General features: G+C 65.6%; 27 protein-coding genes. 15 read left to right on the forward strand and 12 right to left on the reverse strand.

Annotated features, from left to right (window positions below):
- Positions 1-5: 5 nt before the first annotated feature.
- Positions 6-953: a substrate-binding domain-containing protein gene (locus FJ426_RS08840; RefSeq protein ID WP_140559845.1), complete on the reverse strand. Its 948-nt coding sequence runs from the start codon at positions 951-953 to the stop codon at positions 6-8.
- A gap of 318 nt (positions 954-1,271) precedes the next feature.
- Between FJ426_RS08840 and FJ426_RS08845 the strand changes: the two genes are divergently transcribed.
- Entirely contained in the window at positions 1,272-1,964 is a 693-nt protein-coding gene (locus FJ426_RS08845; RefSeq protein ID WP_140559846.1) for a RibD family protein, read from the forward strand.
- An 18-nt stretch (positions 1,965-1,982) separates the two neighbouring features.
- Here the strand turns inward: FJ426_RS08845 and FJ426_RS08850 are convergent, their stop codons facing one another.
- Positions 1,983-2,873, reverse strand: a complete 891-nt coding sequence (locus tag FJ426_RS08850) for an SDR family oxidoreductase (RefSeq protein ID WP_140559847.1) — start codon at positions 2,871-2,873, stop codon at positions 1,983-1,985.
- Between the two features lie 89 nt (positions 2,874-2,962).
- Here FJ426_RS08850 and FJ426_RS08855 point away from each other — a divergent pair, with 89 nt between their 5' ends.
- Positions 2,963-3,808, forward strand: a complete 846-nt coding sequence (locus FJ426_RS08855; protein WP_181172731.1) for a helix-turn-helix transcriptional regulator — start codon at positions 2,963-2,965, stop codon at positions 3,806-3,808.
- 84 nt (positions 3,809-3,892) lie between these two features.
- On the opposite strand, the gene FJ426_RS08860 is transcribed toward FJ426_RS08855, so the two are convergent.
- Complete coding sequence (locus FJ426_RS08860) at positions 3,893-4,792, reverse strand: LysR family transcriptional regulator (RefSeq protein ID WP_140559849.1); 900 nt, start codon at positions 4,790-4,792, stop codon at positions 3,893-3,895.
- Positions 4,793-4,886: 94 nt separating this feature from the next.
- Here FJ426_RS08860 and FJ426_RS08865 point away from each other — a divergent pair, with 94 nt between their 5' ends.
- The 3 genes from FJ426_RS08865 (at position 4,887) to FJ426_RS08875 (ending at position 7,173) form a co-directional block, all read left to right on the forward strand.
- Positions 4,887-5,771, forward strand: coding sequence for an aldo/keto reductase family oxidoreductase (locus FJ426_RS08865; RefSeq protein ID WP_140559850.1), 885 nt, complete (start codon positions 4,887-4,889; stop codon positions 5,769-5,771).
- A gap of 125 nt (positions 5,772-5,896) precedes the next feature.
- Positions 5,897-6,628, forward strand: coding sequence for a pseudouridine synthase (locus tag FJ426_RS08870; RefSeq protein WP_140559851.1), 732 nt, complete (start codon positions 5,897-5,899; stop codon positions 6,626-6,628).
- Between the two features lie 143 nt (positions 6,629-6,771).
- The gene (locus FJ426_RS08875; protein ID WP_140559852.1) at positions 6,772-7,173 is read left to right on the forward strand and encodes a VOC family protein; all 402 of its coding nucleotides are present in this window, start codon (positions 6,772-6,774) and stop codon (positions 7,171-7,173) included.
- A gap of 5 nt (positions 7,174-7,178) precedes the next feature.
- Here FJ426_RS08875 and FJ426_RS08880 read toward each other — a convergent pair whose 3' ends face one another.
- Positions 7,179-7,760 carry a histidine phosphatase family protein gene (locus FJ426_RS08880; protein ID WP_140559853.1) on the reverse strand — a complete coding sequence of 194 codons (582 nt, stop codon included), beginning with the start codon at positions 7,758-7,760 and terminating at the stop codon, positions 7,179-7,181.
- Between the two features lie 214 nt (positions 7,761-7,974).
- Between FJ426_RS08880 and FJ426_RS08885 the strand changes: the two genes are divergently transcribed.
- Entirely contained in the window at positions 7,975-8,424 is a 450-nt protein-coding gene (locus tag FJ426_RS08885) for a universal stress protein (protein ID WP_140499152.1), read from the forward strand.
- Positions 8,425-8,460: 36 nt separating this feature from the next.
- On the opposite strand, the gene FJ426_RS08890 is transcribed toward FJ426_RS08885, so the two are convergent.
- Both FJ426_RS08890 and FJ426_RS08895 read right to left on the reverse strand, forming a co-directional pair.
- The gene (locus FJ426_RS08890; protein WP_140559854.1) at positions 8,461-9,210 is read right to left on the reverse strand and encodes a sulfite exporter TauE/SafE family protein; all 750 of its coding nucleotides are present in this window, start codon (positions 9,208-9,210) and stop codon (positions 8,461-8,463) included.
- A 21-nt stretch (positions 9,211-9,231) separates the two neighbouring features.
- Positions 9,232-9,444 (reverse strand): hypothetical protein, encoded by a 213-nt coding sequence (locus tag FJ426_RS08895; RefSeq protein WP_140516223.1) that lies wholly within the window; start codon positions 9,442-9,444, stop codon positions 9,232-9,234.
- Positions 9,445-9,615: 171 nt separating this feature from the next.
- Between FJ426_RS08895 and FJ426_RS08900 the strand changes: the two genes are divergently transcribed.
- The 7 genes from FJ426_RS08900 to FJ426_RS08925 all read left to right on the forward strand — a co-directional run bounded on the left by FJ426_RS08900 (position 9,616) and on the right by FJ426_RS08925 (position 14,368).
- A complete protein-coding gene (locus tag FJ426_RS08900) occupies positions 9,616-10,488 on the forward strand; it encodes a LysR substrate-binding domain-containing protein (RefSeq protein ID WP_140559855.1) in 873 nt (290 codons plus the stop codon).
- Positions 10,489-10,614: 126 nt separating this feature from the next.
- Positions 10,615-11,121, forward strand: a complete 507-nt coding sequence (locus FJ426_RS08905) for an Lrp/AsnC family transcriptional regulator (RefSeq protein WP_140499160.1) — start codon at positions 10,615-10,617, stop codon at positions 11,119-11,121.
- Positions 11,118-11,243: a hypothetical protein gene (locus tag FJ426_RS32010; protein WP_263486469.1), complete on the forward strand. Its 126-nt coding sequence runs from the start codon at positions 11,118-11,120 to the stop codon at positions 11,241-11,243. Before FJ426_RS08905 ends, FJ426_RS32010 begins: the two co-directional genes overlap by 4 nt.
- A 110-nt stretch (positions 11,244-11,353) precedes the next feature.
- The gene (locus tag FJ426_RS08910) at positions 11,354-12,142 is read left to right on the forward strand and encodes an ABC transporter substrate-binding protein (protein WP_140516312.1); all 789 of its coding nucleotides are present in this window, start codon (positions 11,354-11,356) and stop codon (positions 12,140-12,142) included.
- Between the two features lie 114 nt (positions 12,143-12,256).
- A complete protein-coding gene (locus tag FJ426_RS08915; RefSeq protein WP_140521400.1) occupies positions 12,257-12,928 on the forward strand; it encodes an amino acid ABC transporter permease in 672 nt (223 codons plus the stop codon).
- Positions 12,925-13,599, forward strand: a complete 675-nt coding sequence (locus tag FJ426_RS08920; protein ID WP_140499164.1) for an amino acid ABC transporter permease — start codon at positions 12,925-12,927, stop codon at positions 13,597-13,599. Before FJ426_RS08915 ends, FJ426_RS08920 begins: the two co-directional genes overlap by 4 nt.
- A 25-nt stretch (positions 13,600-13,624) precedes the next feature.
- Positions 13,625-14,368, forward strand: a complete 744-nt coding sequence (locus tag FJ426_RS08925) for an amino acid ABC transporter ATP-binding protein (RefSeq protein WP_140499166.1) — start codon at positions 13,625-13,627, stop codon at positions 14,366-14,368.
- 15 nt (positions 14,369-14,383) lie between these two features.
- Here the strand turns inward: FJ426_RS08925 and FJ426_RS08930 are convergent, their stop codons facing one another.
- The 5 genes from FJ426_RS08930 to FJ426_RS08950 form a co-directional block, all read right to left on the reverse strand.
- Complete coding sequence (locus FJ426_RS08930) at positions 14,384-15,082, reverse strand: RES family NAD+ phosphorylase (protein ID WP_140559856.1); 699 nt, start codon at positions 15,080-15,082, stop codon at positions 14,384-14,386.
- A complete protein-coding gene (locus tag FJ426_RS08935; protein WP_140559857.1) occupies positions 15,076-15,486 on the reverse strand; it encodes an MbcA/ParS/Xre antitoxin family protein in 411 nt (136 codons plus the stop codon). The genes FJ426_RS08930 and FJ426_RS08935 overlap by 7 nt, the downstream gene beginning before the upstream one ends.
- A gap of 297 nt (positions 15,487-15,783) precedes the next feature.
- Complete coding sequence (locus tag FJ426_RS08940) at positions 15,784-17,217, reverse strand: aldehyde dehydrogenase family protein (RefSeq protein ID WP_140825171.1); 1,434 nt, start codon at positions 17,215-17,217, stop codon at positions 15,784-15,786.
- 153 nt (positions 17,218-17,370) lie between these two features.
- On the reverse strand, positions 17,371-17,754 hold the full coding sequence (locus FJ426_RS08945) for an ACT domain-containing protein (protein ID WP_140499174.1): 384 nt from the start codon (positions 17,752-17,754) through the stop codon (positions 17,371-17,373).
- Positions 17,755-17,774: 20 nt separating this feature from the next.
- On the reverse strand, positions 17,775-18,242 hold the full coding sequence (locus FJ426_RS08950; RefSeq protein WP_140499176.1) for a GNAT family N-acetyltransferase: 468 nt from the start codon (positions 18,240-18,242) through the stop codon (positions 17,775-17,777).
- Here FJ426_RS08950 and FJ426_RS08955 point away from each other — a divergent pair.
- Positions 18,235-18,555, forward strand: a complete 321-nt coding sequence (locus FJ426_RS08955; protein ID WP_140559859.1) for a hypothetical protein — start codon at positions 18,235-18,237, stop codon at positions 18,553-18,555. The two genes, FJ426_RS08950 and FJ426_RS08955, sit on opposite strands and share 8 nt — an antisense overlap.
- A 105-nt stretch (positions 18,556-18,660) precedes the next feature.
- Positions 18,661-19,725, forward strand: a complete 1,065-nt coding sequence (locus FJ426_RS08960) for a YeiH family protein (protein ID WP_140559860.1) — start codon at positions 18,661-18,663, stop codon at positions 19,723-19,725.
- A 51-nt stretch (positions 19,726-19,776) separates the two neighbouring features.
- On the opposite strand, the gene FJ426_RS08965 is transcribed toward FJ426_RS08960, so the two are convergent.
- Positions 19,777-20,274, reverse strand: coding sequence for a GAF domain-containing protein (locus tag FJ426_RS08965; protein ID WP_140499180.1), 498 nt, complete (start codon positions 20,272-20,274; stop codon positions 19,777-19,779).
- Between the last annotated feature and the right edge of the window lie 48 nt (positions 20,275-20,322).

The following is a 20,322-nucleotide window of genomic DNA, read 5'->3' on the forward strand; positions in this document are numbered from 1 at the left end:
CAAGCTCACTTCGTCTCGTTCAACCTCTCGGCCTTGTCGAGATTGTCCTTGCCGATGACGATCGGCGTCAACAGCACCAGCTTCTCCTTCGGCTCCGTCTTGTCCCTGGCGTAAGCGACGGCGATCTGCACGGCGGTGCGCGACTGCTGGCCGGGGAACTGTTCGACCGTGCCGGCGAGCTTCCCGTCGCGCACCGCGACCAGCGCTTCCGGCAGCGCGTCGAAGCCGTAGATCTTGACGTCGGTGAAGTTGCGCGCGGCACAAGCCTCCATGGCGCCCAGCGCCATGTCGTCATTGGCGCAGACGATCGCGTCCGGCTTGCCGTTGGCGGCAAGGCCAGCTTCCGTCACCGACAGCGCCTCGGCGCGGGCGAAATTGGCGGTCTGCTCGAAGACGATCTGGTACTTGTCCTTCAAGGGATCGAGCACATTGTGCACGCCCTTGTTGCGGTCGATCGCCGGCCCGGCGCCGGGTTGGCCCTGGAGGTGGAACAGTTTCGCGCCGTTGGGGAACGCCGCCACCACGGCCTGCGCTTCCGCCTCGCCGCCCTTGACGTTGTCGGCGCCGACATGGGCGAGGATGCCCTCGACGCCGTCGACGCGGCGGTCGATCGTCACCACGGGAACGCCGGCCTTGACCGCTTCCTCGATGGCCGGCGCCAGCGCGTTGACGTCGAGCGGCGAGATCACGATGGCGTTGACCTTCTGCACCAGGGCCGCCTCGATGTCGGCGGTCTGCTTGGTGGCCGAGTTCTGGCCATCGCTCTCGGTCAGGTTGACGCCTTGCGTGGCGGCTTCCGCCTTGATCTCGTTCAGCATGTGCACGAAGAACGGAAAGCCGAGACTGGGCACCGAGCCGAGAATGGTGAGCTTGTCCTGCGCAAATACCGAGGGCGCGGCAAGCACCATCGCGCCCGCGGCCACGGACGTCATCAGGAATTCACGTCTGTTCATGGGATCCTCCTCCACAAGAACGCACGGCCCCGGAAACCGGGACGGTTTCAGGAAGGATCATGCGTCGGTTCAAAGTGTTGGAGCATCCTCCTTGCGTTTGCTAACGCATGCCGCTCCAGCTGATCGCCGTTGCAAAAACTGCCTCCCGTCGGCACCAGCAAACGGATGCTAGCCCAGGCTCAACCATTTGTGCAACATCGATATAACAGGCCCAGTCGGCAATGGTCGGAATTTGGATGAGCCGGGTGCCCAGCTTCCATTCTCCGGCGCTGGCCCTAGTTTGAACCGCGCCTGAGCCCATTCCCTGGAGACACCCGCATGAAACCGCACATCATCTGCCATATGATCGCGTCGCTGGACGGCAGTCTCCACCCGAGCCGCTACACGGCCAGCCCGGACGGAACCCGGGCCGAATGGTCGAGCCTCTACGAGCATATCCATAATGATTTTGCGGGCGACGGCTGGATCGTCGGCCGCGTCACTATGGCCGAGATGAGCAAGGCCGGCGCGCACCCGCCGGCCGATGCGGGCAAGGTCGACCGACCCTATCATGTCGCGCAAACCAGTACGGGAAGCTACGCGGTGGCGCTCGATCCATCGGGCAAGCTCCACTTTTCCAAACCCGACATTGGCGGCGACCATGTCGTGGTGCTGCTTGGGCACGATGTCGCCGACAGCCACCTGGCCGAGCTCGCCGCCGACGGCGTGTCCTATATCGTGGCGGAGACGGCCGACATGGATCTCGGCCGGATGCTCGAAGTTCTGAACCGCGAATTCGCCATTCGCCGGCTGCTGCTTGAGGGCGGCGCCGGCATCAACGGTTCCTTCTTCGCGGCCGGCCTTGTCGATGAGCTCAGCCTTCTCGTCGCTCCCGCCCTTGACGGGCGGGCGGCGAACCAGGGTTTCGTCGGATTCGGCGAATCCGGCCTCGCGGGCAAGATGCAACTGTCGCTCAAAAGCTGCGAAGCCCTCGCCCACGGGCTCGTCCATTTGCGCTACGCCGTCGGCTGACGACGCTTTATCGGCGCATCATACGTCGTACCGCATGGCCTCGAGATCGGCGATCAGCGTCGGGCCGGTCGGATGCCAGCCGAGCCGCGCCTGGGTCAGCGCGCTGGAGGCCGGTAGATCCATCGGGGCGAACATCGCCATCCAGCCGAAATGCTCCGCCGCCTGTTCCGGAGCGATCGAAACGACCGGCACGTTGAGGCCCCGCCCGATCACCTCGGCGATCGCGCGCACTTCGACGCCTTCCTCGCCGACCGCGTTATAGCGCGCGCCGGGCTGCCGCTTTTCCACCGCCAGCCGGTAGAGGCGCGCCGCGTCCAGGAGATGGCCCGCCGCATAGCGGTTGCGGCCCTCGCCGACATAGGCCGAAACGCCTTTCTGGCGCACGATTTCGATGAGCGGCGTGATGAGCCCTTGCTTGACCGGGTTGTGAACCTGCGGCAGCCGCACCACCGAGACGTTGACGCCGGCTTCCAGCAAGGCATTGCCGGCGAGCTCCGAGGCGATGCGCGGATTGCGATGGCTGGCGTTGAAGACGTCCTCGCTGGCAAGCTCGCCATGTCCGGGGCTGCCCACGCCGACGCCGGAAGTGATCACCAGCGGCCGGTCGGATCCGGCCAATGCCTGGCCGAGTGCCGCGATGACACGGCTATCCTTCTCGCAATTCTCGGCAAACCGCGAAAAATCATGGTCGAACGCCGTGTGGATCACCGCTTCCGCCTTTGCCGCGCCGTCGCGCAGGCCCTCGGGATCCTCGAGCGTTCCCCGATGCACTTCGGCGCCCGCCGCCGTCAGTGCTTCGGCCCCCGCTTCGGAGCGGGTGACGCCGACCACCTGATGGCCCGCCTTGATGAGCTCAGCCACGAGCGCCGAGCCGATGAAACCGGTCGCGCCGGTCAAAAAGATACGCATGCGATTCTCCTGCACGATTGCCTGCGCAGTATCGCCGGTCTATTATTCCATTAAAGTAGTGATCTTATCGTGGTATAATGGCTAACAGGATGCCCACCAATTCCGCCGGTTCGCTCGCGGCGTTTCTGAGAGACCGGCGCACCCGGCTCGATCCGGCCTCGTTCGGATTTTCAGGGCGCCGGCGCACGCCGGGGCTGCGCCGGGAGGAGGTGGCCCAGCGCGCCAACATCAGCCCGACCTGGTACACATGGCTGGAGCAGGGCCGTGGCGGCGCGCCTTCGGCCGATGTGCTGAACCGCATCGCCAAGGGGCTGATGCTGACCGAGGCCGAGCGCGAGCATCTTTTCATGCTCGGGCTCGGCCGCCCGCCCGAGGTCCGCTATATCGGTGCGGAAGGCATCAGCCCCCGGCTGCAGCGCCTCCTCGACACGCTTGAAGCGAGCCCCGCCTTGGTCAGGACCGCCACCTGGGATGTCGTTGCCTGGAACCGCGCCGCCCAGGTCGTGCTGACCGATTACAGCGCCCTGCCCACCGACCAGCGCAACATTTTGCGCTTCATGTTCCGCAGCCCGGCCATCCGCGAAAAGCAGCACGACTGGGAAAGCCTCGCCCGTTTCGTGGTGGGCGCCTTCCGCGCCGACGCGGCACGCGCCGGCGCGGTGTCCGAGGTACGCGAACTCGTCGACGAACTGTGCAGCGCCAGCCCCGAATTCGCCGCCCTGTGGCGCGAGAACGACGTGCTCAGCCATGGCGACGGAACCAAGCGGCTGAAGCACCCGGTGCTCGGCGACATCGAGCTGGAATATTCGGGATTCGCGGTCGACGGCCGCCCGGATCTGAGCCTGACCGTCTACAATCCGGTCGACAGCGCGGTCGCGGAGCGGATTCGCGAGCTGGCGAAGCGCGCCAAAGTGTCATTGGACCCGCCGCGATGATCCCTGCTCGTTCCTGGAACATTCCAGAAATGCGCAGCGGGTTGCGTCCTACCATGCGTCCCATGAAACCGTCATCGGGGCGCCTTACCACCGCATCCCGCCGACAAAGTCGATGAATGCCCGCAGCGGCGCCGGGATGAGCCGGCGGCCCGGGTAATAGAGGAACGGGCCGGAAAACTCCTGCCACCAGGGCTCCAGTACCGGCTCGAGCCGGCCATCGTCGAAATAGGGGTGCAGCCAGTCCTCGAACAGCGAGACGATGCCGCCGCCGGCAACCGCCACATCGAGCGCAAGCGCCATAGCCGTGCCGGTGCTGACCAGCAGCGGCCCGGTCGGCTCGACGCTCACTATCTCGCCGTCGCGCTCGAACTCCCAGGGCGGCGTCAGGCCGCTGGCGAAGCGGCCGCGCAGGCAGGCGTGATCGAGCAGGTCGCGCGGATGGTCGGGCCGGCCACGCCGGTCGAGATAGGCCGTTGCGGCAGCGGTGGCGAAGCGCTGCCGGCGCGGGCCGATCGGTACGGCGATCATGTCCTGCTCCAGCCGCTCGTCATAGCGGATGCCGGCATCGCAGCCGCTCGCCAGTATGTCGACGAAACTGTCCTCGGCGGTCACCTCCAGTCTTATGTCGGGATAGGCGGCAAGGAAGGGCGGCAGAAGGCGCGGCAGAACCAGTTTCGCCGCCACGACAGGCACGTTGAGCCGCAGCGTGCCGGCCGGGCGGCCGCGAAAGCCGTTGACGACATCGAGCGCTGCCTCGACCTCGCCGAGCGCGGGGCCCAGCCGCTCCAGCAGTCGCGCGCCGGCCTCGGTCGGAGCGACGCTGCGCGTGGTGCGGTTGAGGAGCCGCACGCCGAGCCCCGCCTCCAGCCGCCGCACCGTTTCGCTGAGGCTGGAGGCGCTGACGCCGCTGATCCTGGCCGCCTCGCGAAAGCCGCCGGCGCGCGCCACCGCCATGAATGCCTGGAGGTCGCCCACATCTGCCATTGTTCGCCTTTCCGCACAGCCTGTGCCGATTGCACCATATTATCGCGCAAGCGTGCATTGTCTATATCTGGCCGATCCAAAGGAGATTGAGACCATGACTGACATCAGCAAGGCCGGAACCTTCAAGCTCGGCGACCGCACCGTGAAGCGCATGGGCTACGGCGCCATGCAACTGGCCGGACCCGGCGTGTTCGGCCCGCCGAAAGACCATGACGGTGCACTCGCCGTGCTGCGCGAGGCGGTGGCGAGCGGCATCGACCATATCGACACCAGCGATTTCTACGGTCCGCACGTCACCAACCTGATCATCCGTGAGGCGCTGCACCCCTACCCCGCCAACCTCACCATCGTCACCAAGGTCAGTGCCCGGCGCGGCGCCGATGCATCGTGGATTCCCGCAATGTCGCCGCAGGAACTGACGCAGGCCGTGCACGACAATCTCCGCAATCTGGGACTGGACACGATCGAGGTCGTCAACCTGCGCTCCATGCACGGCATACACGGCCCGGCCGAAGGCTCGCTCGAACCTCAACTGAATACGCTCGCCGAACTGCAGCGACAGGGTCTGGTGCGCCATATCGGCTTGAGCAATGTCACATCAACCCAGATCGCGCAGGGGCGCGGCATCGTCGACATTGTTTGCGTGCAGAACCAGTACAACATCGCGCATCGCGAGGATGACGCACTGATCGACGAGCTTGCCGCGGCCGGCATCGCCTATGTGCCGTTCTTCCCGCTCGGCGGCTTCACGCCGCTGCAATCCAGCACGCTGGCCGATGTCGCGCAAAAACTCGGCGCCACGCCCATGCAGGTGGCGCTCGCCTGGCTCCTGCGTCGCGCGCCCAACATCCTGCTCATCCCCGGCACCTCGTCCATTGCGCATCTCAGGCAAAACATGGCGGCGGCGGAGCTGGAGCTGCCAGCCGACGCGCTTTCCGTGCTGAACGGGATCGCGGGCGAGACCGAGCAAGCAGCCTAAGCCGGCGCGACTAGCGCTTGTCGGGCGGCACCGCTGTCCGGCAAGATCCCGACCTCGGCGGCGGCTTGCGCAGCCGTCGCCGGCCATGGCATCTGGTCCGGTACAACGGATCGATCCGAAGCAGCATGGCTCCACGACCACCACGACTCGGCGTCAGCCTCAACCGCGCGCTGTCGAAGCTCGGCCTGTGCTCGCGCACGCAGGCCGAGCGGCTGATCGCCGAGGGCCGCGTGCGCGTCGGTGGCAAGGTCGCGCGCGATGCTTCCCTGCGCGTCGATATGAATCGCGACCGCATCGCCGTCGACGGCGAAAAAATCGTTGCCGAGCGCAAGGTCTATCTCATGCTTAACAAGCCGCGCGGGCTGGTCACGACCCGCGACGACCCGCTCGAGCGCGACACCGTCTATGCCTGTCTTGAAGGGCTTGACCTGCCTTTCGTCTCGCCGGTCGGCCGGCTGGACAAGGCGAGCGAAGGCCTGCTGCTGATGACCAACGACACGCGCTTCGCCAACCGGCTGATGGACCCGGCCTCGCACCTGCCCAAGACCTATCATGTTCAGATCGCCACGGTGCCCGACGCGGCGGTGCTGGAAGCGTTGCGCGCCGGCGCGCGTATCGACGGCGAGACCTTGAGCGCCAACTCGATCGAGCTGCTGCGCAGCGGCGGCCGCACCGCCTGGCTGGAGATCGTGCTCGACGAGGGCCGTAATCGCCACATCCGGCGCCTGCTCGCCGCCCACGGCATCGAGGTCAAGCGCCTGATCCGCGTGGCCATTGGCCGCTTGCCGCTCGGCGATCTCGCCAAGGGTATGGCGAGGCATTTGACGCCCGATGAATTGGCGCTGCTGGCGGGGTGAATAGGCGCAGGGTTGGCACTGTCGTTCGGCATATCTGAAAATCGCGCCGGCACTTCCGTCTCCTGACGGAAAGCTGTCAGGAGCCCCGGCATATAGAAGGCCGGGAGCCCAGCCGCGGCTTCGACGATCAGGGAGCCAATGCGATGAATTTCGTCTCTGTCCGCATCATCACGTCCGATGTCCAGCGCCTCGTGCGCTTCTATGGCGAGATCACCGGCATGCCGGTGACGATGTACACGGAGGATTTCGCCGAACTGGCGACGCCGGCCTGCACGCTGGCGATCGGCAGCACGCGCACCCTGATGCTGTTCGGCAGCGACATCGCCCGCCCAGCCGACAACCGCACGGCCATCATCGAATTCCGAGTCGGCGACGTCGATGCAGAATTTGCCAGGCTGGCGGAAACCATCAAGGGCGCAATTGTCCAGGAGCCTACCACCATGCCTTGGGGCAACCGCTCGCTGCTGTTCCGCGACCCCGACTACAATCTGGTGAATTTCTTCACGCCGGTAACCGCCGAGGCGATCCGGAAGTTCGACAGCTAGGCCGCCTACTTCCCGTTCCACTTGCGCACCACCGGCTCGCCGAGGTCATGCTCGTAGCCGAGCACGCTGATGCTGGCCGTGTCGAGCACGAACAGCGCGCCGTCCTGCGGCGGCAAGCCGAGCCAGCGGGCGGTGAGCACGCGCAGGAAGTGCGCGCTGGAAAAGATCAGCGTGTCGGCGTTGGCCTCGCGCAGGCGATCGATGATCCTGTCGGAGCGGGCGCCCACATCGGCCGCCGTTTCGCCTTGCGGGCAGCCGTCGCGAAAGACGTTCCAGCCCGGCCGTTCGGCCAGGATTTCCCTGGTGGTACGCCCCTCATAGGCGCCGTAGTCCCATTCCTGCAGGTCGTCCATCTTGACGCTTTGCGCCCCGAATCCGGCAAGCACGCTGGTGTTGTAGGCGCGTTGCGAGGGGCTCGACCACACGGCCGAAAACGGCAGGCCTTTCAGCCGATCCGCCACACCCCGCGCGGCCGCCTCGCCGGCTGCCGTCAGCGGCATGTCGGTGCGGCCGGTGTGCTGGCCCGACAGGCTCCACGCCGTCTCGCCATGTCGGACCAGATGGATTTGAGGAAACGCACTGCTCATGACGGGCCTTTCGAAGTTGCCGCACCTTAGAGGACGATGCGGCGAAGGGGAATCCAGCTGGCGCGAAAGTCCGGGGTGGAACGTTTGGGTGCGGTCCATGAAATGCCCACCACATTCCCTGGCCCTGATCCCCGCCGCATTGGCACAATGACTGGGCGCCGGGCATAACTATGTGTGGTCCATAGTTCACCAAGCACGATAGGTCACGATCATCATGTACAAACATCTGCTCATCGCCACCGACGGGTCGGAACTGGCCGACAAGGGCGTTGCCCACGGCCTCGGGCTGGCAAAGGGCCTCGGCGCCGCCGTGACCTTCGTCACCGTCTCGGAACAATTCCCGATCTTCGCCTGGGGCGGCGCCATGGCCGGCTACGCCGCGGGCGATGAGCTGGCCGCCTATCAGGAAGAAGCCCGCAAATACGGCAAGGAGGTGCTCGACAAATGCAAGGCTTCCGCCGAGGGGCTGGGCGTGTCGGCCAAGGTCGTGCACATCGAGGACAGAAGGCCCGCCGAGGCGATCCTGGAGCTGTCGCAGACCGAACGCTGCGACCTGATTGTCATGGCCTCGCACGGCCGCCGCGGATTGGGCAGGCTGCTTCTGGGAAGCCAGACGGCGGAAGTCGTATCCTACAGCGAAATCCCGGTCCTGGTGGTGCGGTAGGCCGGGTCCGGCCAGTCGGCGCTCTGCAAGCGGCACTCAGAACGCCGCCTCGGCCACCAGATAAAATCCCAGCGCCAAGAGCCCGGCGAAGAACACTTTGCGAAAAGTCTCGACGCTCATGCGCCGGCGCAGCGCCTGGCCGACAGCCATGCCGGCGAGCGCAGGCGCCAGCGCCGCAATCGAACCCGCCAGCCCGGCCGTCGGCGAGGCCAGGGCGCCGGCCCTGAACAGCCCGATGGCCAGCGCCGCCGTCGACACGGTGAAGGACAGGCCGAGCGCCTGGATCAGCTCTTCCCTGCCCAGCCGCAGCGATTGCAGGTAGGGCACCGCCGGAATGACGAAGACGCCGGTGGCGCCCGTGACCAGACCGGTCGCCACCCCGACCAGCGGCGATAGCAAGGCCTCCTGGCGTGGCGGCGTTGAGAAGCCGGCCTTTGCGAGGCCGAGAACGGCATAGAGCACCAGTGCCACGCCGAGCGCGCCGGACGCGGCCGCCGTATGCGCGCCGGTGAGCACGCCGGCGCCGGTAACGGTGCCGATCACCACGCCGGCCATCATCGTCCATAGCCGCCTGACGAGCCCGCCGAACGAAGGACCGGTGGACAATTGCCACAGGTTGGTAACCAGCGACGGGATCAGCAGAAGCGTGGCCGCTTCGGCCGGCGCCATGGTCACCGCCAGCAGGCCCATCGCCACCGTCGGCAGGCCCATCCCGACCACGCCCTTGACGAAGCCGGCGGCAAGGAAGACGGCGCAGATCCAGGCGACGGCGGCGGCGCTCAGCATGATGGCGTGTCCGGCAGCGGCTCAATCATGGAGCAGCATGTCGGCAGCCTCGATCCCCGCTGCCGGCCCCGCCGGTCCGGCGGCGGCGCTGCTGACAGGGGCAGATGTCATGGCGCATCCTGGCATGCCGGAATCCGAGCGCGCCACGGCCAGAAGGGCGACGGCAACCGCCAGCAGCATCGCCGCGCTTTCAGCGATGCCGAGCCCTTGCCGGTTCGATGCTGGTTTTCTCATCCTGGACCTCCACCGAAACTGTTTGACGAAATTCGCCGTCACCCACAATGTGGAAATCGCGGCGCCAGCCTTCGGCTGAGGCGAAGGCTGGCGCCGCAAGCCGGTCGGCCCGCTGCGCCATCGATCGCGTGATAGCGGCCATCGCCCGGGCTGTCTTGCGGGAGGAAAAAGATGCGCTTCGACCTCGTCGATCTCCGGCTGTTCCTGCTGGTCGCCGAGCGCGGCAGCATCACCCATGGCGCCGAGCTCGCGGGCCTCGCGCTGGCCTCGGCCAGCGCCCGCATCAAGGGCATGGAGGACAGGCTCGGCGCGCCGCTTCTGGAGCGCCGCCGGCGCGGCGTGGTGCCGACCGCCGCCGGCCAGGCACTGCTGCACCACGCGCGCGCGGTGCAGAACCAGATCGAGGCGATGGCCGGCGAGCTCGGCGCCTATGCCACGGGCCTGCGCGCGCGGGTCCGCCTGCTCGCCAACACGGCCGCCACCAGCGAACTTCTGCGCGACAGGCTGCCGGCCTTTCTGGTCGCGCATCCCGGCATCGACATAGACCTCGATGAGCGCCCCAGCCACGAGATCGCCGAGGCGGTGGCGAGCGGCGCCGCCGATCTTGGCATTGCCGCGACCTGGGCCGGCCTTTCCCATCTCGAGCAGAAACCGTTCTTCGTTGACCGGCTGGTGGTGATCGCCGCGCGCAACCGCCCCGGCCTCGAAGGCCGCGCGACCGGCCTCGCCGACATTCTCGGTGAAACCTTTGTCGGCCTGAGCGCCGGCCATCCCTTGCAGGAGCACATCTCCCGCCAGGCCGCGCGCCTTGGCGGTCATCTGCATTTTCGCATCCGCGTGCCCAGCCTCGACAATGTCTGCAGGCTGGTGGCCCAGGGCGCGGGCGTCGCCATCGTGCCGGAAAGCATCGTGCGCCGCTCGGCGCCCAGCCTGCGTAGCCTGCGGCTGACGGACGACTGGGGAACCCGCCAGCTCAATCTCTGCGCCCGCCGCTTCGACACGTTGACGCCGCAGGCCAAGCTGCTGGTCGCCGCACTGGTGTGAAGCCGCCGCCCACATGCTGAATTCGCGTGGAATCATGCCTTGCCTTTAAGGAGTCCATGAAATAGCTTGTTTGCACATAGGCAAAAAAATCGCCTAGCTTTTTTCGTTTTATGAAAGACGGGGGACTTGCGGGAACATCTCGATCTGACCGATCGGCGGCTGGTCAAACAGCTGTCGCAGGACGCACAGCCGGGCATCAACCGCCTCGCCGAGATTCTGGCGATCTCGGTGCCGACGGTGCGCACGCGGCTGCGCAACCTGCTCGACCGCAACCTGCTCAAGATCGTGGGGCTCTTGAACCTGACGGAGCGGCCCGAACTGATCTCGGCCATCGTCGGCATCAACGCGCAAGGGCGCGGCCGCGCCCGCGAGCTGGCGCAGCGCATTTCCGAACTGCCCTTCGTCAACTCGGCCTCGGTCGTCACCGGGCGCTTCGACATCATCGTCGACGTGACGGTGGCCGGCGACGTCGCCGATCTCTACCGCGTCACCAGCGAGTTGATCCCGGGCGCCGGCGAGCCGGGCGAGGTCGTGCGCAGCGAGACCTTCGTCGTCATGGCGTCCTGCAACAAATGGGTCAGCCTGCCGGAAGGCTGCTGGTCCGACGACAGCATTCGCAAGGAGCCGGCATGAGGATAGCGGTTCTCGGGGGCCTCGGCCTGCTCAACCCGCTGCTGCATGTGCCGGACGCGCCTTTCTTCGACGCGTTGGCCAGCCGCGGCATCGCGGTCGCCGAAACGGCGGCCCGGCACTAAGGAGACGGATTTTCGAACGGTGGCCGCCGCCGGCAACGGCGCCGCCGCTCAAAAAGCACCCTGTAGGGTGGACAACAAGACGACAAAAGGAGGAATGCCCAATGAAACCAATGAACATTGCCAAGCTTTTCATCGCCGGCCTCGCACTGGCCGGCCTCACCGCCGCCGCCAGTGCCGGATCGCTCGACGACATCACCAAGCGCGGCGAACTGCGTGTCGCCGTGCAGACACAGGGACCGCCCTTCTCGCTGGTCGGCGCCAATGGCGAACGCACCGGCAGCTCGGTGGAACTGGCCGAACTGATGGCCAAGGAAATGGGCGTCAAGATCACCTTCCTCGACTTCGACTGGGACGGCCTGATCCCGGCGCTGCTTTCGGGCAAGGCCGACCTTCTGGTCGCCGACATGACGCCGACGCTGGCACGCGGCATGAAGGTCGCCTTCACCACGCCTTACATGTATACGGGCAGCACCGTCTTCACCAAGGCCGACGGCAAGTTCAAGACCGCCGACGACTGCAAGGCCAAGGGCACCAAGATCGCCGTGCTGCTCGGCGCCACCGGCGAGAAGGAAGCCAAGGCAGCCTTCCCCGATGCCGACATCAAGAGCTACAAGGGCGGCGGTCCGCTGCTGCTCGACGCCGTCAACAACGGCCAGGCCGATTGCGGCGTCAACGACGTCTCGGCGGTCAAGGGCCAGTCGACGGCTTATCCGGCCGGGACCTTCACAATCATGCCGGACCTCCTCTCGAAGGAGCCGCTTGCCTTCGCCACCCGCTATGACGAGCCGGATCTCCTGATCTGGATGAACCTGTTCCTCAACCAGGTCACCATCGACGGCCGCCTGCAGAAGAACCTCGACTACTGGGTCAATTCGGAAGACTGGAAGAAAGATCACTGATTAGGGATTAGGGATTAGTGAGTAGCGAATTAGTGAGTAGTGGATAGGGAATTCCGGATCCGCCTGCCTACTCACTACTCACTACTCACTATTCCCTACCCACCATTCACGGCCATGCTCGAGAATTTCAGCTTCCGCACCATCGTCGAATACCTGCCCCTGTTCGGGCAGGGCCTGGTCACGACCGTGTGGCTGTCGGCGCTGTCCTTTTTCGGCGCGCTCGCGGTCGGCATCCTGTTGTGCGCGATGAACCTGCAGCGCGGCTGGCTGTTTCGGGTGCCGGCCAAGGCCTATATCGACGCCGTACGCGCCACGCCCTTGCTGGCGCAGCTCTATTTTCTCTATTTCGGCCTGCCGCGCCTCGGTTTCGTGCTGCCCGAACTCGTCGTCGGCATCCTCGCGTTGTCACTGAACAGCGGCGCCTATGTCGCTGAAATCATTCGCGCCGGCATCCTGTCGATCCCGCGCGGCCAGGTTGAGGCCAGTGTTGCTTCGGGCATGACCTATGTCCAGCGCATGCGCCTGGTGGTCTTGCCGCAGGCGTTCAAGGTGACGATCCCGCCGCTGCTGGGACAAGCGATCGTGCTGGTCAAGGATTCGGCGCTCCTGTCGCTGATCTCGGTTGCCGAGCTGACGCGCGCCGGTCAGTTGCTCGCCTCCGACCGTTTCATGCCGGCGGAAGGATTTCTCACCATCGCCGCCTTCTACCTCCTGCTCTATTACGGCCTCAAAGGGCTGGCGGTTCTCTCCGGCCGCTGGCTCGGCTCGGCGGGAGCGCGCATATGATCTGGCAACAGTTGCAAAGCCTTGCGGGCAGCTATCCGCTGGCGCTGCGCGGCCTCGGCATGACCGTGGTGCTGTCGCTGATCAGCCTGGTGCTGGGCACCCTGCTCGGCTTCGGCCTCGGCATCTTGCGGACTGGCGGCAACCGGTTGATCGCCGGCGTGATCGGTGCCTGGGTAGACCTCATCCGGGGCACCCCGTTCCTGGTGCAGATATTCCTGATCTTCTTCATCTTGCCGGAGCTGGGCATCGAGCTCGACGCCTTCACCGCCGGCATCATCGCGCTGACCAACCTCGCCGCCTGCTTCATCTGCGAGATCGTCGCCGCCGGCATCCGTTCGGTTCCGACGGGCCAGGTCGAGGCGGCACTGGCGTCCGGCCTGTCGCGCTGGCAGCGCATGCGCCAGGTGGTGCTACCGCAGGCGATGCGCATCGTGCTGCCGCCGCTGGTCGGGCAATATGTGCTGCTGATCAAGGATTCTTCGGTCGTGTCGGCGATCGGCCTGACCGACCTCACCCGCGTCGGCTGGCTGGTGGTGCAGCGCGTGCCGAACGGCCTGCTGGTGTTCTTCCTCGTCGGCGTCGGCTATTTCATCGTCTGCTATCCGCTGATCATGCTCGCCCGCCGGCTCGAACGGCGCATGGGTGCCGCCCATGGCGAGGTGCAGATATGACATCGAACCCAAAGGTTCTGACCACATGACCAAAACGGGCATGATCGATTTTCGCGGCGTCAACAAATGGTTCGGCCCGCTCAACGTGCTGAGGGACATCACGCTCAGCGTCGAGCCGCGCGAAGTGGTCGTCGTCTGCGGCCCGAGCGGGTCGGGCAAGAGCACGCTTATCCGCTGCATCAACGGGCTGGAGACGATCAAGGACGGCGACCTTGTCGTCGACGGCCAGCGGCTCGGCGACCCCGCCACCAACATGACGAAGCTGCGCACCGAGATCGGCTTCGTCTTCCAGTCCTTCAACCTCTACCCGCACAAGACCGCGCTCGAAAACGTCACGCTGGCGCCGATCCATGTCCGCAAGATCCCGCGCGCCGAGGCCGAGCAGGCCGGCCGCGAACTGCTGGCCAAGGTTGGGCTTGCCGACAAGGTCAACGCCTATCCTGCGCAGCTTTCAGGCGGACAGCAGCAGCGCGTGGCGATCGCCCGCTGTCTCGGCATGCGCCCCAAGATCATGCTGTTCGACGAGCCGACATCCGCGCTCGACCCCGAGATGATTTCGGAAGTGCTCGACGTCATGGTCGCGGTTGCCGAGGAAGGCATGACCATGATGGTGGTGACGCATGAGATGGGCTTTGCCCGCAAGGTCGCCCAGCGCGTGGTGTTCATGGATGCCGGCGCCATCGTCGAAAGCGGCACGCCCGACGAGTTCTTCTCGCACCCCAGGACCGATCGCAGCCGCGCCTTCCTGAGCAAGATCCTGCGGCACTGACCGGCGCCGCCGCCTTCAAGTGACCGCCAGCACCTTGCCGGTATCGTGCTGGCGCACGAAATCCACGCGGCGGCCGTCCCAGTGGTAGCTGTAGTGCCTCCCCTGGACGGGAACGGTGAGTGCATCCGGCCAGAAGATGCCGATGCACTGCCCGCTTGGCATGCGCACGCTGTTCCACACCAGCCCGTCGCTGCCGGCCGCACGCAAGGCGCGGCCTTCGGCCTGCGAGGCGGTGTAGTCGTCCGGGTCGAGCGCGCCGGGCACCGCGTTGACGTCATCGAGGTCGCGATCGACGCTGCCGATCAGCACGCGGAAATCCGCGGTCCAGCCCGGCTCCTCCTTGGTGGCGCGCATAAAATTCTGGTGGTGGTGGATGGTTTCGGCCAGCGCCACCTCCTCGCTGTCGCCGGCATAGTAGATGCCGTAGCTGCCATCGGAAAACCGCCCGGGCCGCAAGGTCGAGCAATGCACGAAGGGCGCCATCACGAAACTTGCGCCGGGTCCGGACACCCGCCTTTCGGCAGGAACCTTGCCGAGGTCGCCGAGTTCCAGCCGGATGCGCGGATTGGTCTTCTCCTCGACGGCGGCCAGCGCTTCCCAATCGCGCGGGTCGGCAATGTCCTCGAAGAGGTCGATAGGCGGATGGATGGAGCGGATGATGCGGAAGGTCTGGGGCCAGTGGACGCGGCGCCGGACCGCGAGCCCACTCACCATCCACCACGCTCCGCGTCGAGCCATTCGCGCATCGCGGCAAGGTCGGAGATTTCGCCGCGCAGCATCAGGTCGAGCGCCGATTGGCCGCCGAACGTGGCATTGGGCTTGCGGATCCAGGCATAGCCGCGCGCCGGCTCGGTGAAGAGATAGCGCAAACCCTTGTGGATGCCCATCAGATGCGCCATGCGGGTGCGCAGGTCACGGTCGATCCGGCCGATGCCGCCTTCCTTCCAGCGCGCCCAGGTGCGCGCCGACATGCCGCCGAGCAGGATGCAGGCCTCGAGGTCGGTGAGGCCCCACGCCTTGAACAGATTGACCGTGGTGCGCGCCAGGGCGCCCGCCTCTTCATCCGAGATGGCGCTGCCGACCGCGGCCGGCGTGGTGACGATGGACTGAAGCTGCATTTTCTGCTCCCGCTATTGGCAGACATATAGTATGTATTTGCCAATTGGCAAGGAAACAGGACCAGAGCGGCCACCTAAAAAGGTGGCGCGGCATAACAGACCAGGGTTCCTCGCCCCCACAAAGGTGGGGGAGAGGTGGCTCGGCGAAGCCGAGACGGAGCGGGGGAATGGCGCGGCGTGGATATGCCGTGAAAACCTTCCAGCGCCGCAGCCCCCTCTCCGACCGCTTCGCCGCCACCTCTCCCCCGCTTTGCGGGGCCGAGGAACCCACGTTCTGTGAGGGCGGCTCTTGTCCGCCTACTCCGCCGCCTCATACCCCGCGATACCCTTGATCTCCAGAAAATCCTCCAGCCCGTATTCGGCGTATTCGCGGCCGTTGCCGGATTGCTTGTAGCCGCCGAAGGGCAGGCCGGCGTCCCATTGGGGATAGTTGATGTAGACGTTGCCGGAGCGCATGCGCGCCGCGACGTCGCGCGCCTTCTGGATATCCTTGGCCTGGATATAGGAGGCAAGGCCGTAGACGGTGTCGTTGGCCTGCTCGACCGCCTGCTCGACCGTGTCGTAGGGCATGATGGCCAGCACCGGCCCGAAAATCTCCTCGCGCGCGATGCGCATGTCGTGGGTGACATCGGCGAACACGGTCGGCCTGACATAGTAGCCACGGTTGAGTTCGGCCGGACGGCCGGGGCCGCCCGTGACCAGCGTGGCGCCCTCGTCGATGCCGCTCTGGATCATGTCCTGGATCTTGTCGAACTGGGCCTGGCTGACGACAGGGCCGAGCTTGGTGCCGGGAGCGTCGGCCGGGCCGACCACGAACTTTTCCGCCGCCGCCTTGGCGTAGGAAGTCGCCTCGTCATGACGGTCGCGTGGCACGAACATACGGGTTGGCGCGTTGCAGGACTGGCCGCTGTTGCTGAAGCAGCCGGCGACGCCCTTGGTCACGGCGGTGGCGAGGTCGACATCCGGGAACAGGATGTTGGCCGACTTGCCGCCAAGTTCCTGGTGCACGCGCTTGACGGTGTCGGCGGCGGCCTTGGCCACCAATATGCCGGCCCGGGTGGAGCCGGTGAACGACATCATGTCGATATCGGGATGGCTGGACAGCGCCTGGCCGACGCCGGGGCCGTCGCCATTGACGAGGTTGAACACGCCCTTCGGCACGCCGGCCTCGTCGAAGATCTCGGCGAAGATGATGGCGTCGAGCGGCGCGATCTCGCATGGCTTCAGCACCATGGTGCAACCGGCGGCAAGCGCCGGACCCACCTTGCAGGTGATCTGGTTCAGCGGCCAGTTCCATGGCGTGATCAGGCCGACGACGCCGATCGGCTCCTTGACGATCAGCGAGGAGCCCTTGACCTGCCGGAACTGGAAGCTCTTCAGCACTTCCGCCATCTTGGCCAGATGCGCGAGCCCGATGCCGACCTGGCTGTCGAGCGCCATCCGGCGCGGCGCGCCCATCTCGCGTGACACGGCGAGCGCAAGGTCCTGGCTGCGCTTCTTGTAGACCTCGATGACGCGGTTGAGGATGTCGAGCCGTTCCTCGACCGAGGTGAAGCCGAATGTGCCGAAGGCCCGCTTCGCGGCGACCACCGCCTTGTCGACGTCGGCCTTGGAACCAAGCGAAATCTGCGCGAAGCTATCTTCGTTCGACGGATCGATGACATCGATCGTGTTGGGCACGACAGGATCGACCCACGCGCCATCGATGTAGAACTGCAGATTGTGTGACATGATTTCTCCTGAGGGGCGCCGCACAGCCGTCCGGCGTGATATCTGGTTAGAAATAACGATGCGCGAATGGCGGTGTCAAACGCAACCCCGAACTGGTGAGCGAGCCGCGAGCGGTTGAACCAGCCGGGCGGGCGATAGCTGGAATAGAACGAGTTAAAGCAGAGTATGCCCGGCTTCGCCCAGAAGCCGTGTCGCCGCGACCCGATCGGCGGCTTTCACCAGCAGGTGATCGCCGTCGAAAGTCGACACCACGAAAATGCCCAGCTCGTTTTCCGACAGTGGCCTGATGATCGACAACACGATGCCGGTTTCATCGAAAGCGAAAGGTCCTTGGAGCTTGAAGGCGACCCACTCGTCATCCCGCTTGACGCCATCTGGAACGCGATCCTGCAGACAGACGATCGAAAGTTCATCCTCGGTTCTGGTGATGCTGACGAAGCCTGGCCCGTCCGCCCAACCGGGAACGCTCGCTCCAGGCTCGAGCCGCGAAATCGCGTACAGCCCGGGCAGTTGCTTCAGCCTGATTTTGGCAGCCATTGTCGAACTCCGATTGCGGTCTATCCAGCGAGCCTCTTGCTCATATAGACAGTCGTACCGTTCATGAACGGCTCCTCCCGGTCGATCCTATAGCCGTGCCTCTTGTAAAGCGACACATTGGCCGCGAAGGCGCCATTGGTCAGCAGGCGAAGTTCGTTGCGGCCCGCTTCGGCCGCCTTGCGTTCAGCCCGCTCCAGCAACAGCCGGCCGATCCCCCTTCCCTGCGCATGCGGTGCCACGCAGACATTCTCGATCCAGACATGATCGTCGGCTGGCATGGTTTCGATCGCGCCGACGATTTCGCCCTGGTCGGTCGCAAGGTCGAACTCATGCTCTGCAACCGCTATGTCGTAGTCGGCGCGCATGGGCAGCGGTTCGCGGCCGATCAGCGGCACCCATTTGGCATAGGCCAAGCGCACGATGTCCCGGATGGCTGCGGCGTCCGCCGGCCCGGCCTGCCGGAACTGGATGGAAGGATTGATGCTCATCGAGGGCTCCAGACATGAACAGCCCGCCGACGGTTGCGCGGGCGGGGCTGGGAAGAACGAACCGGAATTAACGGGCCACTCCTCGTCGTCGCGCAATCATGCCGCCTCGCAGTGTACAGGTTCGGCGTCGCATGACATTGGCGCGGGGAAGAACGAACATGGCGCCAAGCTGGCGCAGCATGAGTGGCCCGTCAAGCCGACGCCAAGCCACCTTCTGGCGGTGCCCCAGCCTCTTTACCGCGCTGCCTCACCAACCCTGAATGGAGGCATGCCGTATCGGCCCTTGGCCGACGACCGCATTTTGGTCACGTAAGCCGGAAAACCGTCCTGGAAAATCGATCATTCTAACGAAAATAATTCATTGGAAAGATTAGTCGGGGAATGGCATTCCCCGGGCGAAGTCGCCTGGAGCATGACGTTGTCTTCCTTATCCCACATTGCGAACGATATTCCAAAAAGCCTGATTTCCGCCGAACCCGCGCAGCGCCGCAAGGCGCTCGACTCGACCAAGGCCGGACCCGTGCCCGGTATGATATTGGTCGCGATGATCACTGCGGTGGCCTTCTCGGCTCGCAACGTCTCCGGCTTTGCCCTGTTCAGCCCGATGATAATAGCCGTCGTCGCCGGCATGATCTACTCCAACGTGCTCGGCACGCCGGGGCACGCCAAGGCCGGCATCGCGTTTTCGCAGCGCCGGCTGCTGCGCTTCGCCATAGTGCTGCTCGGTTTCCAGCTGACGCTCGGCCAGGTGGTGTCGATCGGCGCCGGCGGTGTCGGCATCGTGGCAGCCACCCTTGGCGCCACCTTCGTCTTCACCATCACGCTCGGCCGGCTGATCGGCGTCGACGCGAAACTGGCGCAGCTGATCGCCGCCGGCACCTCGATCTGCGGTGCCTCGGCAATCGTGGCCACCAACATCGTCACCGACGCGCGCGACGAGGACGTCACCTACGCCGTCGCCTCGATCACCTTGTTCGGCACCGTCGCCATGCTCGGCTTCCCGCTGCTGGCGCCGCTGCTCGGCCTCGACCAGCATGCTTTCGGCCTGTGGGCGGGCGCCTCGATCCATGAGGTGGCGCAGGTCATCGGCGCCGGCTTCCAGAACGGCACCCAATCGGGCGAGATCGCCACCGTCGCCAAGCTCACCCGCGTCGCCATGCTGGCGCCGATGGTCATCGCGCTGGGCCTGATGGCGCGCCGCAAGAGCAGCAGCGACCAGCAGGCGGCGCGCCCGCCCATGCCATGGTTCGTCGCCGCCTTCGTCGCCGTCGTGGCTCTGAACAGCCTTGTCACGATACCCGCCGAAGTGAAATCGGCGATGGCGCTCGCCACCACCATCATGCTGACCATGGGGCTGGCCGCCATGGGCCTGCAGGCCGATATCTCGCAGCTGCGCTCGCGCGGCCTGCGCCCGCTGGCGCTCGCCTTCTCCGCCTTCCTATTCATCGGCGGCTTCAGTCTGATGCTGGTGAAGTTGGCCTAGGCCCCAAAGGTAGCGCTCTACGGCGCCCCCTTCTGTCCGGCAGGAAAGCGCCTAATCCTCGAACGAACTGGCCGCGACATAGATCGCGGCCAGCGTTTCGATGCCGGCCTGGTCCGCCTTGTCGAAGCGGCCGGGCAGCGGGCTGTCGAGATCGAGCACGCCGAAGACGCCTTCATCGTCTTCGAGAAGCACGACCAGTTCCGAACGCGAATCGGCGTCGCAGGCGATGTGGCCGGGGAAATCGTGCACGTCCTTGATAAGCATCGAGGTGCCGAGTTCGACCGCCGTGCCGCATACGCCCTTGCCTACGGCGATGCGCACGCAGGCCGGCTTGCCCTGGAACGGACCCAGCACCAATTCCTCGTCCGAGGCCAGGAAATAGAAGCCCGCCCAGTTGAGATCGGGCACCATCTGGAAGATCAGCGCCGCGGTGTTGGCGGCATTGGCGATCGAGTCGCCCTCGCCCTCGAGCAGCGCCTTCAGTTGCGCGGCAAGATCGCGGTAGAACGCGGCCTTGTCCGAAGTGTCGATGGCCTTGGCTGCGAACATGGCTTGTCTCCGAACTGAGAATCGCGGTTCCGTTTTCCGCAGGCGCTC

The sequence above is a fragment of the Mesorhizobium sp. B2-6-4 genome (assembly GCF_006441495.1).
GTDB lineage: Bacteria > Pseudomonadota > Alphaproteobacteria > Rhizobiales > Rhizobiaceae > Mesorhizobium.

Excerpts from the sequence above, each read along its gene's own strand:
- FJ426_RS08840 (WP_140559845.1), bottom strand. The coding sequence starts at position 953 with ATGAACAGACGTGAATTCCTGATGACGTCCGTGGCCGCGGGCGCGATG.
- FJ426_RS08845 (WP_140559846.1), top strand. The coding sequence starts at position 1,272 with ATGAAACCGCACATCATCTGCCATATGATCGCGTCGCTGGACGGCAGT.
- FJ426_RS08850 (WP_140559847.1), bottom strand. The coding sequence starts at position 2,873 with ATGCGTATCTTTTTGACCGGCGCGACCGGTTTCATCGGCTCGGCGCTC.
- FJ426_RS08855 (WP_181172731.1), top strand. The coding sequence starts at position 2,963 with ATGCCCACCAATTCCGCCGGTTCGCTCGCGGCGTTTCTGAGAGACCGG.
- FJ426_RS08860 (WP_140559849.1), bottom strand. The coding sequence starts at position 4,792 with ATGGCAGATGTGGGCGACCTCCAGGCATTCATGGCGGTGGCGCGCGCC.
- FJ426_RS08865 (WP_140559850.1), top strand. The coding sequence starts at position 4,887 with ATGACTGACATCAGCAAGGCCGGAACCTTCAAGCTCGGCGACCGCACC.
- FJ426_RS08870 (WP_140559851.1), top strand. The coding sequence starts at position 5,897 with ATGGCTCCACGACCACCACGACTCGGCGTCAGCCTCAACCGCGCGCTG.
- FJ426_RS08875 (WP_140559852.1), top strand. The coding sequence starts at position 6,772 with ATGAATTTCGTCTCTGTCCGCATCATCACGTCCGATGTCCAGCGCCTC.
- FJ426_RS08880 (WP_140559853.1), bottom strand. The coding sequence starts at position 7,760 with ATGAGCAGTGCGTTTCCTCAAATCCATCTGGTCCGACATGGCGAGACG.
- FJ426_RS08885 (WP_140499152.1), top strand. The coding sequence starts at position 7,975 with ATGTACAAACATCTGCTCATCGCCACCGACGGGTCGGAACTGGCCGAC.
- FJ426_RS08890 (WP_140559854.1), bottom strand. The coding sequence starts at position 9,210 with ATGCTGAGCGCCGCCGCCGTCGCCTGGATCTGCGCCGTCTTCCTTGCC.
- FJ426_RS08895 (WP_140516223.1), bottom strand. The coding sequence starts at position 9,444 with ATGAGAAAACCAGCATCGAACCGGCAAGGGCTCGGCATCGCTGAAAGC.
- FJ426_RS08900 (WP_140559855.1), top strand. The coding sequence starts at position 9,616 with ATGCGCTTCGACCTCGTCGATCTCCGGCTGTTCCTGCTGGTCGCCGAG.
- FJ426_RS32010 (WP_263486469.1), top strand. The coding sequence starts at position 11,118 with ATGAGGATAGCGGTTCTCGGGGGCCTCGGCCTGCTCAACCCGCTGCTG.
- FJ426_RS08910 (WP_140516312.1), top strand. The coding sequence starts at position 11,354 with ATGAACATTGCCAAGCTTTTCATCGCCGGCCTCGCACTGGCCGGCCTC.
- FJ426_RS08915 (WP_140521400.1), top strand. The coding sequence starts at position 12,257 with ATGCTCGAGAATTTCAGCTTCCGCACCATCGTCGAATACCTGCCCCTG.
- FJ426_RS08920 (WP_140499164.1), top strand. The coding sequence starts at position 12,925 with ATGATCTGGCAACAGTTGCAAAGCCTTGCGGGCAGCTATCCGCTGGCG.
- FJ426_RS08925 (WP_140499166.1), top strand. The coding sequence starts at position 13,625 with ATGACCAAAACGGGCATGATCGATTTTCGCGGCGTCAACAAATGGTTC.
- FJ426_RS08930 (WP_140559856.1), bottom strand. The coding sequence starts at position 15,082 with ATGGTGAGTGGGCTCGCGGTCCGGCGCCGCGTCCACTGGCCCCAGACC.
- FJ426_RS08935 (WP_140559857.1), bottom strand. The coding sequence starts at position 15,486 with ATGCAGCTTCAGTCCATCGTCACCACGCCGGCCGCGGTCGGCAGCGCC.
- FJ426_RS08940 (WP_140825171.1), bottom strand. The coding sequence starts at position 17,217 with ATGTCACACAATCTGCAGTTCTACATCGATGGCGCGTGGGTCGATCCT.
- FJ426_RS08945 (WP_140499174.1), bottom strand. The coding sequence starts at position 17,754 with ATGGCTGCCAAAATCAGGCTGAAGCAACTGCCCGGGCTGTACGCGATT.
- FJ426_RS08955 (WP_140559859.1), top strand. The coding sequence starts at position 18,235 with ATGCTCATCGAGGGCTCCAGACATGAACAGCCCGCCGACGGTTGCGCG.
- FJ426_RS08950 (WP_140499176.1), bottom strand. The coding sequence starts at position 18,242 with ATGAGCATCAATCCTTCCATCCAGTTCCGGCAGGCCGGGCCGGCGGAC.
- FJ426_RS08965 (WP_140499180.1), bottom strand. The coding sequence starts at position 20,274 with ATGTTCGCAGCCAAGGCCATCGACACTTCGGACAAGGCCGCGTTCTAC.